12 protein-coding genes and 1 tRNA gene are annotated in these 12,953 nt (G+C 57.7%); 8 read left to right on the top strand and 5 right to left on the bottom strand.

Annotated features, from left to right (window positions below; translation table 11 throughout):
* The first annotated feature begins 21 nt into the window (after window positions 1–21).
* From ACZ9YD_RS04350 to ACZ9YD_RS04360, 3 genes are all read left to right on the top strand, one after another.
* A tRNA-Thr gene (locus tag ACZ9YD_RS04350) sits at window positions 22–83 on the top strand.
* A gap of 191 nt (window positions 84–274) precedes the next feature.
* On the top strand, window positions 275–1,498 hold the full coding sequence (locus ACZ9YD_RS04355) for a hypothetical protein (RefSeq protein ID WP_465073923.1): 1,224 nt from the start codon (window positions 275–277) through the stop codon (window positions 1,496–1,498).
* Window positions 1,499–1,638: 140 nt separating this feature from the next.
* Window positions 1,639–2,820 (top strand): tyrosine-type recombinase/integrase, encoded by a 1,182-nt coding sequence (locus ACZ9YD_RS04360; protein ID WP_465073924.1) that lies wholly within the window; start codon window positions 1,639–1,641, stop codon window positions 2,818–2,820.
* Between the two features lie 134 nt (window positions 2,821–2,954).
* On the opposite strand, the gene ACZ9YD_RS04365 is transcribed toward ACZ9YD_RS04360, so the two are convergent.
* Complete coding sequence (locus tag ACZ9YD_RS04365) at window positions 2,955–3,278, bottom strand: helix-turn-helix domain-containing protein (RefSeq protein ID WP_465073925.1); 324 nt, start codon at window positions 3,276–3,278, stop codon at window positions 2,955–2,957.
* A gap of 118 nt (window positions 3,279–3,396) precedes the next feature.
* Between ACZ9YD_RS04365 and ACZ9YD_RS04370 the strand changes: the two genes are divergently transcribed.
* Window positions 3,397–3,861 (top strand): hypothetical protein, encoded by a 465-nt coding sequence (locus ACZ9YD_RS04370; RefSeq protein ID WP_465073926.1) that lies wholly within the window; start codon window positions 3,397–3,399, stop codon window positions 3,859–3,861.
* Window positions 3,862–3,953: 92 nt separating this feature from the next.
* Here the strand turns inward: ACZ9YD_RS04370 and ACZ9YD_RS04375 are convergent, their stop codons facing one another.
* A complete protein-coding gene (locus ACZ9YD_RS04375) occupies window positions 3,954–4,493 on the bottom strand; it encodes a hypothetical protein (protein WP_465073927.1) in 540 nt (179 codons plus the stop codon).
* Window positions 4,494–5,012: 519 nt separating this feature from the next.
* Between ACZ9YD_RS04375 and ACZ9YD_RS04380 the strand changes: the two genes are divergently transcribed.
* Window positions 5,013–5,234, top strand: a complete 222-nt coding sequence (locus tag ACZ9YD_RS04380; protein WP_465073928.1) for a hypothetical protein — start codon at window positions 5,013–5,015, stop codon at window positions 5,232–5,234.
* Window positions 5,235–5,318: 84 nt separating this feature from the next.
* Entirely contained in the window at window positions 5,319–6,242 is a 924-nt protein-coding gene (locus tag ACZ9YD_RS04385; protein WP_465073929.1) for an SOS response-associated peptidase family protein, read from the top strand.
* A 104-nt stretch (window positions 6,243–6,346) separates the two neighbouring features.
* On the opposite strand, the gene ACZ9YD_RS04390 is transcribed toward ACZ9YD_RS04385, so the two are convergent.
* From ACZ9YD_RS04390 to ACZ9YD_RS04400, 3 genes are all read right to left on the bottom strand, one after another.
* A complete protein-coding gene (locus ACZ9YD_RS04390) occupies window positions 6,347–7,411 on the bottom strand; it encodes a helix-turn-helix domain-containing protein (protein ID WP_465073930.1) in 1,065 nt (354 codons plus the stop codon).
* Window positions 7,408–7,998 carry a hypothetical protein gene (locus ACZ9YD_RS04395; protein WP_465073931.1) on the bottom strand — a complete coding sequence of 197 codons (591 nt, stop codon included), beginning with the start codon at window positions 7,996–7,998 and terminating at the stop codon, window positions 7,408–7,410. Before ACZ9YD_RS04395 ends, ACZ9YD_RS04390 begins: the two co-directional genes overlap by 4 nt.
* Window positions 7,999–8,726: 728 nt before the next feature.
* Entirely contained in the window at window positions 8,727–9,824 is a 1,098-nt protein-coding gene (locus ACZ9YD_RS04400; RefSeq protein WP_465073932.1) for a hypothetical protein, read from the bottom strand.
* Between the two features lie 504 nt (window positions 9,825–10,328).
* Here ACZ9YD_RS04400 and ACZ9YD_RS04405 point away from each other — a divergent pair.
* Together ACZ9YD_RS04405 and ACZ9YD_RS04410 are read left to right on the top strand one after the other, a co-directional pair.
* Window positions 10,329–11,834, top strand: coding sequence for an HNH endonuclease (locus ACZ9YD_RS04405; RefSeq protein WP_465073933.1), 1,506 nt, complete (start codon window positions 10,329–10,331; stop codon window positions 11,832–11,834).
* A gap of 463 nt (window positions 11,835–12,297) precedes the next feature.
* Window positions 12,298–12,942 (top strand): hypothetical protein, encoded by a 645-nt coding sequence (locus tag ACZ9YD_RS04410; protein ID WP_465073934.1) that lies wholly within the window; start codon window positions 12,298–12,300, stop codon window positions 12,940–12,942.
* Window positions 12,943–12,953: the final 11 nt, after the last annotated feature.

Consider the following 12,953-nt stretch of genomic DNA (forward strand, 5'->3'; position numbering starts at 1 on the left):
TCCCTAGAATTCGCGTCCCAAGCCGGAATAGCTCAGTTGGTAGAGCGGCGCATTCGTAATGCGGTTCGATCCTATTTCCAGCACCCGGTTCGATAAGGCCCCGCTTAGGCGGGGCTTTTTTTGTGGACTTGGTCACAAGAAATACGTCGGCTTAGCGCTCGGAGTGGCCTTTCGATCGTGGGGACGTTCGAGAGGGTGACTTATTCAGAACTTACGTACCGTGCCCGTGGCGTCCTGCTCGCCTCGGCGTGACTTTTACAAAAGGGGGTTGGGCGTGAAAAACGCACGGCGTGAAGGCGGCTGCGTTTATTGCGGCAGCGCGGGGCCATTCAGCGACGAGCACATTGTGTCTGCTGGGCTAGGTGGTGACGACAAGAAATGGATGTTGCGGGATTGCGTATGCGGCGAGTGCAATACGACGCGCTTTTCGCCGCTGGAGGCGCACCTGCTGAAGCAATCGCCAGCTTCACTGGCTCGCCTTTTCCTTCAGAATTCGACACGCGACAAGGGCCAGGCACCAAGCTTTCAGGCAAGGTCGTCCTACTACCGTGATCCGATCTCGGGCTTTCTTCTCGTATCTGAGCTGAGAGCCGGTGGGGAGCCCATTGTCCTACCACAGGTGGTGTTCGATGCCAGTGCTGGCGGAGTAGCGGTCACTGGGACTCCGGGTGCACAGCTAGACGACTTTCTAAAGCGCCTGCCAGTCGCCGATACGTCTGTCGAGTTGATCCAGAAGAGGGGACCGAAAACGTTCTACGTCGCGGTCGTCACGCTTACTGGGCAAGCGGCCGAATTGGGCGAGTGGCGCGTCGAACGTAAGCCTCCCAAGGCTGGTGTCTGGTTCGAGGCAATTTCACAGTTACAGGCACCCTCAGTAGAAGACCTGCCCCCGCCTTCATTGCACCGGCGAGCGAAAGGAGAGCTGATATGCCGAGCTGCGAGTATCGGCGATGCTGTCGAGCTACTAGGCTTGTTTGCTGAGGCACGTGACTCTCTGATTTCCGAGTCAAGCAATGCGAAGCCGCAGCAAGATCACCGCCCGACATTGCACCTGAGCATTCAGACCGACCTCGTGAAGACGAGGCGTGCCGTTGTAAAAATCGGACTGAATCTGATCGCGCACATACACGGTGCGAATGCACTTCGATCGGAGGAGTTCGACGAGGCCGTAGCCTACGTGGTAAATGGCACGGGTGAAGTTAAAGGGTATATCGCGCAGCCCAACCAATTCGGCCCTTCGGTTCCGGGGCGCCATGTCTTCATGCTGTTCAGCGCCCAGGATGAGTCTGGTAGGGAGTCCCTCATGATGGCAGCGACCCTTTACGCGGGCGGCGCTGAGGTCTTTAAGCTGGCGAATTTCCCCGGTGGCGTCCCAGCGACGTTGAAGGAGACGCAGGTCATACACGTCGACTACAACGCGAACAGAATCGAATCGATGAGCTTGGAGCAGCATGCAGTGTGCGTAGCACTGAGCCCCGCCTACGCTCCCGACCTCTAGGACGGCGCTTCCCCGCCTCTGCATCGTAGGTCCAAGCGCGGCAGCCTAAATCTGCCGGCGCTCACTTGCACTGCGGATGGTCCGCATCCAAACACCGTAAGTCGGCACGTCCTACATTGTGGGCATCGTTCCCTACTGCGGTGTCTGCTGTGCGTGTAAGCCTCACGAAGAAGCTCGTTACTCAAGCTTGTCCCAAGGGTAAGCCCTACGAGATCCGCGATGCCTCTACGCGCGGGTTGATCCTTCGCATACAGCCCAGTGGTCACAAAGCGTGGATCGTCACCTGGGCTCACGGCAAGCGAAAGACGCTGGGGTCAGTCGAGAATCTGAGCCTGGACGACGCCAGAGCTCACGCGCGTCAGGCTCTTTCAGAGGCGACTCAAAATCGCTTACCGGCTCTTGCTGCGAAGAAGGCACCGGCTTGCTCGCTTCGCGAGTTCTTAGATGACTACTACGCCCCCTGGGCCTCCACGGAGCTACGTCGAGGCGATCGCTACGTGCTTCGCATCAAAGGGCGTTTTGCGGGAATGCTGGAAACGCCGATTTCGCACCTGGACGCCAAGCTGCTCAATAGCTGGTGGATGGCCAGACTTGCTAGTGGGAGTGGTCAGAAGCCTGTGGAGCGAGTCACAGCCCACAGAGACTTCGCTGCGCTCAGAGCCGCACTCTCAAAGGCGGTCGATTGGAAGCTTCTGGAAGCTAACCCATTGCTCGGTCTTCGCCAGAAATCCGTTCAAGGGCGAGAGATCGTCAGATTCCTATCGAACGCGGAGGAGTCTCGCCTACGAGTCGCGATGGCATCAAGGGATGCTGGAGCTAGCCAGTCGACCGCGCAGCGTTCTTTCAAAGATCACTTGACCCCGATCGTCATGCTCGCGATGAACACTGGAATGCGACGCGGGGAAATCCTTTCGCTTGATTGGACGGATGTTGACTTCGAGACCCGCACTATTCGGGTGCAAGCGCGTAACGCGAAGAGCGGGAAGCAGCGCCACATTCCTTTGAACAACGAGGCAATCGACGTGCTGAGAGCTTGGAAATCGGACTCACCGAACGATGAGGATGTGTTCGCTCCGTCGGATATTAAGAAGGGGTGGGGCGCGCTGCTGACCACCGCAGCCATCACGAACTTCCGCTTTCATGATTTGCGACATCACTTCGCGAGCCGCCTTGTCAGTTCGGGTGTAGATCTGAACGTGGTGCGGGAGCTGCTTGGTCACTCGGACTTGAAGATGACTCTCCGCTACGCGCATCTTTGTCCCACGCGTCTCGCTTCTGCAGTCGCGACGCTGGACGCAAACAAGAACGACATGCCTGCATAGGTATGAGTGCGAAGTCCTAGAGCCAGCGCCGGAACTCGATTCCCATGGATAGGGTGTGGATGCACATCAGGAGCAACTCCATACAGGCGACGACGTAGCCAACATGTCGCCGCTCACTAAGCCAACCATGGAAGCTAGGTCGCGACTCGCTCTTCTGCGGCCTTCAGCAGCTGAACTCGCTGCTCTTCGTCCAGTTGGCTGTAAGCCAAGATCAGTCGAGCCAAATCATCGCTGTCTGCCACGAGGTACGCGAGCGGTACATCGAGCGCTTCGGCAATCGCGGCGGCAGTGTCGATATCGGGGCGTGACGCGAGCTGCTCGTAGCGATTGATGCGCGTGGAGCCCGTTGTCTTGCTCAAGCCTATGAGCGCCCCCAGCGCGCGCTGAGACGTTCCGCGTAACTCACGGATGGTCTTGAGTCGCGCCACAAACATGGCGCTGGCAGGGGGCTTGGGCAAGGTAGACAGGCATAGGAGCTCGACCCCAATGGTGGCCCTTGGCACCTGTTCATGGCAGCTCTACATTAGGTGTAGATAGTAGGCTCGCACGGTTGCGGACCATCCTCAAGGGGGCGATATGAAAGGGTTTGGCCAAGTTTTGATTTGGGCAGGGTTGGTCCTGCTCGTGTTTGCCCTCAACGTCGATACCAGTGTTGCTGTGCCCGGCGGCGGCAGGGTTCAGAACTTTTCTCTGATGGAACAGCGCAACACCTACCTGATGCTGACGGGTGGTGCGGTTCTAGTAGGCGTGCTTCTCTTCGGCTTCGGCGCAGTGCGCGAGCGCCACGATGAGGAAACCGACGATCGCATGTGTCCGTACTGTGCAGAAGCGATTCGGTGGGAGGCCACGCTTTGTAAGCACTGCGGTAGAGACGTTCCTTCCCTCGCAGCCGACGAGGAGGCGGACGACACGATTCTCGATGACGTGATCATCGAAGATGCGGTCAGTGATGAGGAGGCGGGTCGCTCTTACACTTACAAGGAGCTCCGCGAAGCTGCCGAAGAAGGCGAGCGCTCCCAGCAGCAAGCGGAGCGGGCGTGACAGCACGCGCGCTCGTTCTACTTCACAACTTGAGCGTTACTCGGTTGCAGCTGAGGCACTTCCGAGAGGCACAAGACGGTAGGGTCGCTGGATCAGCTCGGTCGGGGAACAAATAGCCGGTAGAAGAGCCCACTGGCGCTGTGGTCGATCCTTCGGACCTCTAATGCCTGACGGTGAATCGAGGCTGCGATGTCGGCGAAGGTCGTCGCGTAGGTCGTATGGGCCGTTCCACCAGTCCTAGCAGCAAGGTTAAGCGCTTCCACCAGCTCCTCTGCTACGCGGAGCATTTCCCTCGTTCCAGTCAGGTGCGGGATGAGCCGATGGTCGGGCAGATCGTCGAGCCTGATGGCGCTCACCAGATCTCTAGCCGTGCGGAGAGATTCGGCACTCAGCTGGCTTAGATTTCCGATTGTGATCATCTCTGAGACGGTGCTCGCGTCTGACTTTGCCGTCGTCTCTGCGTTGTTGAGGATTGTCCGGATGGCCCGTAGTCGCTTCCGGTCCAGGCGCTGCTGTTGCGTGTTGGCCAGCCAGACGGCGGTCGCGATCGCGGCGATCGATCCGATTGCCTGAACCCAGGCCGCTTGGGCTTCCGGCTTAAGTGCGCACCAACCGATCCAGTTGCAGTCCATGGGGTTCCCCTTGTGAAACTGAAGCATAAGCGCGGTTGGTTCATCGGCAATCCCACCAATCTCTAGCCCGACAGCTTCGCTATCGCCCAGCCCGCAGCGAGCTCAAATGCGGCCCGCGGGTCGGTAACGCGGGCGAAAGCTTCCCCGCAGCTGACCTCAAAGGTCCCATCGCTGATCTGCACTACACGCGCTAAGTGACTGGAGCAGCCAGGGTCACTACGGTAAGCCTCCCACTCAGTGCGTAGGTAGTTGTCGCCAACCACTGGATTTCGCCAGCCACGGTCGAAGAAGCTCGTATGGCCAAGAAACGGCAATTCAGCAAGGCCCTCAGGCGGGATCACCTTTGGCTCCAGAGAGCGACGGAGGGCGGCTTTGGTAGCTTGTGGGGAAGGCATGCCAGGCATCTTCCGAATGCTGGTCGCAAAGCTCGCGACCGGACGACTCATTGCGGCGTTCTCTGACTGACTTCGAGTTCCGTTGGTCCAACGATCAGAGCTTCCAACCGCAAGGAGTGGGGCAATGATCGAGATCGCAGTCACGGAGCACGAAGACGGCCGGTTTGAAGTTGAGGTTCCCGGTCGTCATCACGAAGCTCTTGCTGGAAGGTTCGGAGCGATCTGCGCTGCCTACGCTCTTGAAGAAGAGCTACGCCAAGAGGGGTGGCCGGCCAGGGTGGTCCACAAAGCAGTCGCTGCTAAGCGTGATGCTGATAGGGCTGCAGCCCTCCTCAGGAACAGCTGATCGCCCGTCTAGGTGTTCGTCTCACTGGTTGCGATGGAATGGAGCGATGCTAGAGGCTCACGTTCGTCGCGACGGATTGGAATCATGTGCTACTCCGCCCAAGTCCATGCAGAGTTCAAGCAGTTCAAACGACAGTTTGGCGCGATCATGGATCTCAACGCCTACGTAAAGACGTTTTGGTGGGGGCAGGGGCTGAATCCGATTGCGAAAGCACCTCGGGCGATGATCCGCGAGCTGCAGGAGATTGGACCTCCTGAGTTGCAGGCGATCCTGCGCGAGGCCGATGCAGCGGCGATTGTCGCGCTGGAGCAGGAAATGTTCGCCCAGCGCAAGCGTGTGGCCGACGCCGAGCGGAAGCTGGTGACCAAAGAGACGAAGAAGGCGCGCGACGCCGTGCGAATTGGCGGTAACAAGGTCGCCCAAGCGCGTAGGCGGATGGACATGCTCAAGCGCACCGCGATGTTGCCGGAGGACTCGCGTGTCTACCCCGGCATCTACTGCCCGGTGATGGTCGCGGAGAACGGCCAGCGCGTGGTGAAGCCTATGCGCTATCAGTGCAGGCCGGCCGGGCTGCCACCGAAGTTCGACATCGAACGGCCGGGTACCTACAACGCCCGCAGAGACAACCTGGAGGGCTTCTGGCGCCGCCAGTTCGGCTACAGCCACGGCGTGATGGTGGCCGATCGTTTCTATGAGAACGTGGAGGTGGACGGCCGCAACCAGGTACTTGAGTTTGTGCCGAGCACCGGTGAGCCCATGCTGATCGCCTGCCTGTGGTCGCACTGGACGGACCCGCAGGGCGTCGAGCCCGATCTGCTGTCTTTCGCGGCAATCACTGATGAACCGGAGCCCGAGGTGGCCGCCGCTGGCCACGACCGCACCATCATCAATATCAAGCCGGAACACCTCGACGCCTGGCTCAGCCCCGAGCCGAACAACCTCGCCGCGCTATACGCGATCTTCGACGATAAGCGGCACCCCTTCTACGAACATCGTGAAGCGGCCTAGCGAATCGTCGCGCCTTAGGCTCTGAATAGGCGGCTTCGCTAAGCGGGTGCACCTAGGTCAGATAAGCGCTAGCCGGCTGGTTGAATGCGCGCTGAGACGGAGCTTTAACGAACGATGCGAAGGCGCGCTGCCTCGTGACCGATACCATATTTGACCTTCAGTTCCTCAGGTTGCATGTGTAGAAGCTTGCCAAGCTCTTCCATTCCGTAGCCAAGCTCGCCCAAGTGGGCTTGCAAGATCGAGGAGAAAACCGAAGGTCTTTCAGCGGGTACTTCTACAGGCTCCCTCGTGCGGTAGCCAAGCTTGCTCATTTGGCGCCACAGATATGAGCTCTGGCTTTCAGTAAGACATCCGAGGCGCTTCGCGCGCATCAAGAGAGCACCCATTGAAACGCGCCACACGGGCTTCAGTGCTGCGATCCTCGGAAGCGTCACTCCATCCGCAAATGCAGTTCGTATTTCACGGGCTGGCATGAGGAGCTCAGAAGCGAAATCATCGGCTTGCTGTTCCATGTCTGGATTGGGGTGGCGATGCATGATCGCGTGACCCAACTCATGCGCGAGAGTGAAGCGTTGCCGGTCGCCAGGCATCGCTTCATTGAGAAACACACAGACTGGAAGTCCTGGAGGATGAAGAGTTAAGCCATCCACGCCGACTGCCTCGAAAGCGCAGGGCAACACGATGCAGCCGGCACGTTCGGCAAGTGTTGTCAGGTCGGGGAGCGGGCCGCTCGGAACGTACCAATGCCTCCGGACGAGTTCAGCCACTCGGGCACCCAGCCCTCCGTACTCATCAACATCAAACTGCGGGAAACCGAGCTCAGGTTGGTAGTCAATAGACGCTAACAGTCGTCGAAGATGCATCAGCCTGAAGTTGACTTCAGCTTCTATCTGTTCGACCGCACGAGAACCCACGCTTGCGCGTTTCCGATAGCTAACGCTGATCGGCACACCAAACATTGGATCAGTCACATAAAACAGTGACACGGGGAAGGAGAGAGCATGAGCGAGCCGCTCAAGCACCTCTTGAGTAGGCTGGATCACACCTGCTTCCAGCTTTGACACAGCCGCCTGCGTAATGCCGGAAGCTGCAGCCAGGTCCTTCTGATTCTTCCCCCGTGCCTGTCGCGCGACCTTCAGCAAGGAAGCGTTGGCAGAGGGTGGGCTCATTCTTGTTCTTCAGACTTCTTAGCGATCTCGGATTTTACGCGAACCATCGTGCTAGGGGCGATTGGTGGCTTAGCGGGGACGATGGGAAGATGAACAACATTCTGGCCGGACTCGCCGTCCAAGAGTGAGAGCGTCCAGCGAATACTTTCGCGGTAGCGAGCGATCAGCTGGATGTCTGCTATCGCGTCTTCCAGGTGATTGAGCTGATACACGAGGTCCAGTCGTTCGACTTGAGGGAGCCCCGGCAGTTCTTGCTCAGGATCAAGGAAATCAAGCGCCGCAGACGTGGGGTAATTTCGGCTGAAGCCTTCGGAGTCACCTTTTTTAATCCGGAACAGCACCCGATCGTCAACCACGAAAACGAAGGTCTCTCGATGTCGATGGATCCGAACGCGTTCGGTAATGCTGAACGCCTCCTTCGCACGGACCATCATCTCTTCCCACACAAAGACAGCCCGACCGCGATTGGTGCTCCATACGCCCCTTTTGCCTGAGCTGAGCCATTCGTCCCAGGCTTCGAGCACGATCAAGCGGAGGGCGGGCATGAACTCATTGAGCAGCTCTGCAGCTTCATCTCTCGACAGCATAAGGGCACCACTGCAATTAGGTGTACGAAATATAACCCAAATTATTCAATGCGCAATAGGGTCCGGCAGGCGTCTCTGTGCAAGCGAAGGATCAGCCTGCCTGATGGTCAGGCGGTCAGTGGCGGGATCGCTGCACTAAACCGCAAACAAACCGCGTTGAAAGCGCTTGTCTAGTGTGTCGTCAGCGTCCCATTCGATGGATATCAAACGTCGCTAGGGCGATTGAGCACCCCGTCTATAAGGCTCGTGCTGGACGATCGGCCCCTGTATGAAGGCGTACAAGGACCCTTGAGCAGCAGCAGCGGGAGTCCTTGAGCTCGATAAATTTCTCATTGAGCTCAACTTGCCCGCAGCCCTCTGCACGCAGGCGGCTGCGTACGGCTCCGAGTGGCCATGTTCGCCACGCGCACGTTCGCATCTCGCGAGCTTCACATGCGTGCGAGCTCTAACCTCCCTTCACCGTAGCTCGCGCCCTATGCGCTAGTCGATTTCCAACCGTCGACGCCTGACTGCAGGCCCGCTTGAGGCGCCCGGAGGTACGCGCGGATGCCAGCCGCAGTCACAACCGACGGAAGGGAGGTGGCGGCACCTTGTAGTCGAAAGTCACTGAAACCGAGCTCCCCGGTCCTCCTAAGCAAATGCAGCTCCGTCACGCACCCTAGGTATTACTAATACTATTGATATATATATATAAGTATTTAGGGTGCGTGACGTCACGCTCTCGGAGTTCAGCTCGGGATAGGAGGTCGTTCGGGCTCGTCGGGCATAACATTGGCGGATCGGGCTGACTTGTCACAGAGACGCTTCCTGCGTTGCCGTTCTCTAGCACCCGCGCGCAATCGTTGGCTCCTATTTGCATAGCCGGTCAGTCGCATCTGCTCTTGCTGAGCGTAGCTGACCAGAGTTTCGCATTTGTCCTTCCAAGGGCACGAAGCACAGGCAACCACTTCTGATCTGTATAGACCGAGGCAGTGTGGTCGGTAGGGCTGCAAGCCTTCAGTAGGCGCCTCATCTAACAGAGGGCCGGCGTCCTTGATTGCGATCTCGCTCGTTTCTGGGCTGAAATGTATTCGGGCGGTCGAAGGATTGATCCATCCTGAGAGAAGCCAAGCCTTGAGAAGGGGTGTGTAAGACACCCGCTTTGCCTGCTCAACCATGAAATCAATTGCCCGCTGCTGTGCAGGATCGCCCCGGTAGTTTTTTGCTAGAAGGCGTGGATCCCAACTTGCCTGAAACGCGGCGCCACGTGCTTCCAAAAACTGATCACGAAGCCGAACGGCATGGCGAAGAGCTCTGGACTCAGTGTCCCCAGCTGCTGGATAGAGGTGATTCGGCAAGGGTACTCGACGGTACATGCCGTCCGTGAGCAGGCTCTTTGAAAGCGCTCGGATAAATCCCGGGTAGGGAAGTCCCAGGGCATCTGCGAACTGGCGAGCAGCGAACAGAGCATTCATTGTGCCCGGCTCGTTGAGTGCGAAGTCCGCCTCAACGGGGCAACGATGAGCGTCTGAATCCACGAACCTGGTTCGAAGCTCTGCATATAGCTCGACATAGGTTCGCGTGAATTCCTCAGTCGCCTCAAACGCGGAGAGGTATCCGTACTCGGGCCAACGGGTCTTCAACAACTCAGGCTCCTCTGTGAGCAGCTCCGGTTTGATGATGTCCTGCAGCACCCTGCATTGCTCTAGAAGCAATTTTCCTTCTGACGGGTGACGGCGCGCGTCTAGCAGACGCTTCTGTCGAAGCAAGCCATCGGTCTTGTGCTGACGTTTGAGCGAAACGCGTTTGCCGCTTGAAGTACGTGTTCTAGGTGGTATGTGGTTCATTAGAGAGCTCCATTGGAAGTCCTCTATGCATACCGTGGGGCGAGCTCATATCACTTCGAAAGCTGAATGGTTGATAAGTGGTGTGTTCGCGAGCGTGAGGCCGGCTCCACGTGCAGCACTTGCTCAAGATCCTGGCTGCGCTGAATGCGCCTGTGAGCGCGCTCCAGGGTGGGGGAGCTAGCGAGGTAGCGCTGGGTAAAGGGTGCGCCCCAGGGCGCTTCCTAGAGCGCTTGAGGCGTAAGGCACGGCCGGCTTATGAGGCGCTTACTGCGCAAAGCGGGGCTGGGAAGTAGTATCATAAATATATGATTTCTAAGGAAAAAAATTGGATTCGCCTGGTATGAAGCGTGGCATCGACTATGCGCAGCTCTCACCCTCCCACAGGCCGAGACTAGGATGCCTTAGGGAAGCTCTAACCGTTCATCGACTAGAGCAAATGCGGATGGGGCAGAGCAGTTCTTCTGTCGCAGGGCCAGCGAAAGCGCATTCAGGTGGCCCAGAGCCATGTTCGAATCAGAATCGATGGAGGGGGGCGTGATCGAGAGGCCAACGCAAGATCAGCTTGAGCAGGCTCATAAGCGCTATTTCGATGGTGAGCGGCCGTGGCGAGAGGCTCCGAGTCATTGGTTCGTTAGGCGCGACGATGGACGCGTGGTTCCTCTCAAATACCTCTATGCACTTGCAACGAATCAGAAGCCGGCGTCATACAGCACTGATCAGGTGAAAGCAGCTGTAGAGCATCTACGCCTTAATGTCGTTCATCTGAACGAACTGCCCTCGCGCCAAGTGTTGGACGTGGTTACCTCAAGTTTCTTAAAGGTTGGCTCGACCTACACGCGAGAAGAGCTCAAGAATAAATTTGAGATCGTTGATGCAACTATCAACAATGGGATTTTTAAGCCAAACGGTCATCGGTCAGTGTGGCTTTTTATAACGCGTGACAAGTCATCCGATCGAACCCCCTATCAGGATAGGTTGGATGGGGATGTGCTTCATATGGATGGACAGACTGCTGGCCGAACGGATCATCTAATCGTTGAGCATCAGAAGCGTGGCGAAGAACTGCTTGTCTTCTATCGAGAGAGCAAGAAGCAGTACCAGGGCGCCGGCTTCAGATACGAGGGGCGCTTCAACTACGGAACTCACGAAGGAACGAACCCGGCAAGGTTCAGCCTTTCAAGGGCGGCCACAGGAAAATTCAAGCATGGGAGCAAGCGCACTCGGGAGCTAGTAGTAGATGCGGTCCAGAGTCTGGGTAGCGCTGGATCTGCGGAGGCGGTGAAGTGGATCGTTGATCGCTACCCAACGTACAACGAAAAAAACGCTTCAGATCTCTACATGCTGTCAGTGAACTCGCCTTCTAGAACATCGTACGTACAGAACAAGAGCCCTCGCCGCACGGACGAAGGAAACGCATGCGATAGGTTGTTCAAGGTCGGGGAGGGCATTGGAGCGACATTTGAGATCTACGTGCCCGCAGTGCATGGGGTGTGGGAAATATTCCTAGACGAACAGCGAAGGCTCTCTGTGAGGCGCATTGTCGATCCTGTCCAGTCCGGATTGGCAGACGGCGCGTCCGTTGCATCGACTCAAGGCGAATTCGATCCGACAAGCATTACCGACGCGCGTGATCGCGCCTGGGGCGCCATCGTACGAAGGCGCGGCCAGCCGGCCTTTAGAAGAGCTCTTCTAGCTACCTACGGCCGAAGGTGCGCCCTGACAGGCTGCCCAGTCGTGGAGATATTGGAGGCTGCTCACGTAGTTCCCTACAAGGGGGCGATGACGAATACGTGCGCTAACGGTCTGCTGTTGCGGGCAGATGTCCATACTCTCTTCGACATGTGCCTAATCACCATCGAGCCAGAAACAAGAAGAGTCCTTGTTTCGCCGACGCTCGCCGGGACCGAGTACGAAGGTCTGCATGGGACCCGCATCCACGAGGCATGTGACGTCGAACTTCGTGTTAGCGATGCGGCGCTTACCTGGCATAGAGGTCAGTGCGTTTGGTAGTTCGGATCGGCTTCGTTGTGAGCTTCCAGTCCATCTTCCAAGTACACCGGCCGACCATTAGTGGAAGTTGGGGAAGAGCCACTGCCATCTCCAATCCTTGCGCTTGCTCGAGCCGCCTTCCACAAGATGCTGTGGGAGACGATCGAAATCGGATTGAAGCGGTCGAAGCCGGTCAGCGCGCATCCTCCCCGGACCCCTCGGCGATACGGCGATACGGCGATACGAGAGATACGCAGATACGGTGATACTACGGAACTCCACTTTTACCCTTTAAAATCATATGCTTGCTGCTATTTGGCGGGATTTTTCGCTCATATAGAGATTCGGGTAGTCAGATTTCGCTGCAATTCACTTCTTGAACTTGCGTCGAAATGACGACTACTCGGTCAGTGAATGGATCTAAGTGCTTGTTGTGGAGGAAGAACTAGAGGAGACTGAGATCAACTCCTGAAGCGAGAATTCCATGGCAACCACTACTCCACCTACTGCGGTTTCCGGCCCGCCGCCGCCGCCGACGACGCCGCCGCCGCCCTCGCCCGGCGCTAAAGACCCTGCCAAGGCGCCGGCGAAGGCTGCGGCAGTCCGGAAGAACAAGGCCCGCGAGGCTGCTCTGAAGATCCGCGACGAGCTCTGGCCGAACCTTCAGCCGGAAGATGTTTGGTCGACGAGCGAGAAGAAGAGGGTCGGGTTCGCACAGGTGCCGCGCGTCTTGTCTTTGGTCATGAGCATGATCAATGACGTCTCCAAGCGTCAGTCGGGTAAAGCTGTTCCTGCCGGGCGGACTTATCTCGTCCTTTGGCTGCATGGATACGGAGACGGAATTGTCCGGGTCGACAGCGAGGAGGCTGCGGCTTACGAAGCAGGTTATGGAGGCGAAAGGAACCGCACCACGTTCAGGTCTCACATGAAGACGCTGAAAGACATGGGTTTCATCGACTACGCGAAAGGCCCTCGTGGCCCGTTCCAGTGGGTGCTGCTTCGCAACCCTTTCAAGATCGTCAAGCAGCTCCAGGCCGAAGGCCTCATTACCAAAGATCAGCACGTCGCGTTTGTGGAGCGTGCAACCCACGTAGGTTCCGCAGACGACTTGGGAGACGAGGATGCCTAAGTTCGTTGAGC

The sequence above is a fragment of the Luteimonas sp. AC640a genome (assembly GCF_979256585.1).

Excerpts from the sequence above, each read along its gene's own strand:
- ACZ9YD_RS04370 (WP_465073926.1), top strand. The coding sequence starts at position 3,397 with ATGAAAGGGTTTGGCCAAGTTTTGATTTGGGCAGGGTTGGTCCTGCTC.
- ACZ9YD_RS04375 (WP_465073927.1), bottom strand. The coding sequence starts at position 4,493 with ATGGACTGCAACTGGATCGGTTGGTGCGCACTTAAGCCGGAAGCCCAA.
- ACZ9YD_RS04380 (WP_465073928.1), top strand. The coding sequence starts at position 5,013 with ATGATCGAGATCGCAGTCACGGAGCACGAAGACGGCCGGTTTGAAGTT.
- ACZ9YD_RS04385 (WP_465073929.1), top strand. The coding sequence starts at position 5,319 with ATGTGCTACTCCGCCCAAGTCCATGCAGAGTTCAAGCAGTTCAAACGA.
- ACZ9YD_RS04390 (WP_465073930.1), bottom strand. The coding sequence starts at position 7,411 with ATGAGCCCACCCTCTGCCAACGCTTCCTTGCTGAAGGTCGCGCGACAG.
- ACZ9YD_RS04395 (WP_465073931.1), bottom strand. The coding sequence starts at position 7,998 with ATGCTGTCGAGAGATGAAGCTGCAGAGCTGCTCAATGAGTTCATGCCC.
- ACZ9YD_RS04400 (WP_465073932.1), bottom strand. The coding sequence starts at position 9,824 with ATGAACCACATACCACCTAGAACACGTACTTCAAGCGGCAAACGCGTT.
- ACZ9YD_RS04405 (WP_465073933.1), top strand. The coding sequence starts at position 10,329 with ATGTTCGAATCAGAATCGATGGAGGGGGGCGTGATCGAGAGGCCAACG.
- ACZ9YD_RS04410 (WP_465073934.1), top strand. The coding sequence starts at position 12,298 with ATGGCAACCACTACTCCACCTACTGCGGTTTCCGGCCCGCCGCCGCCG.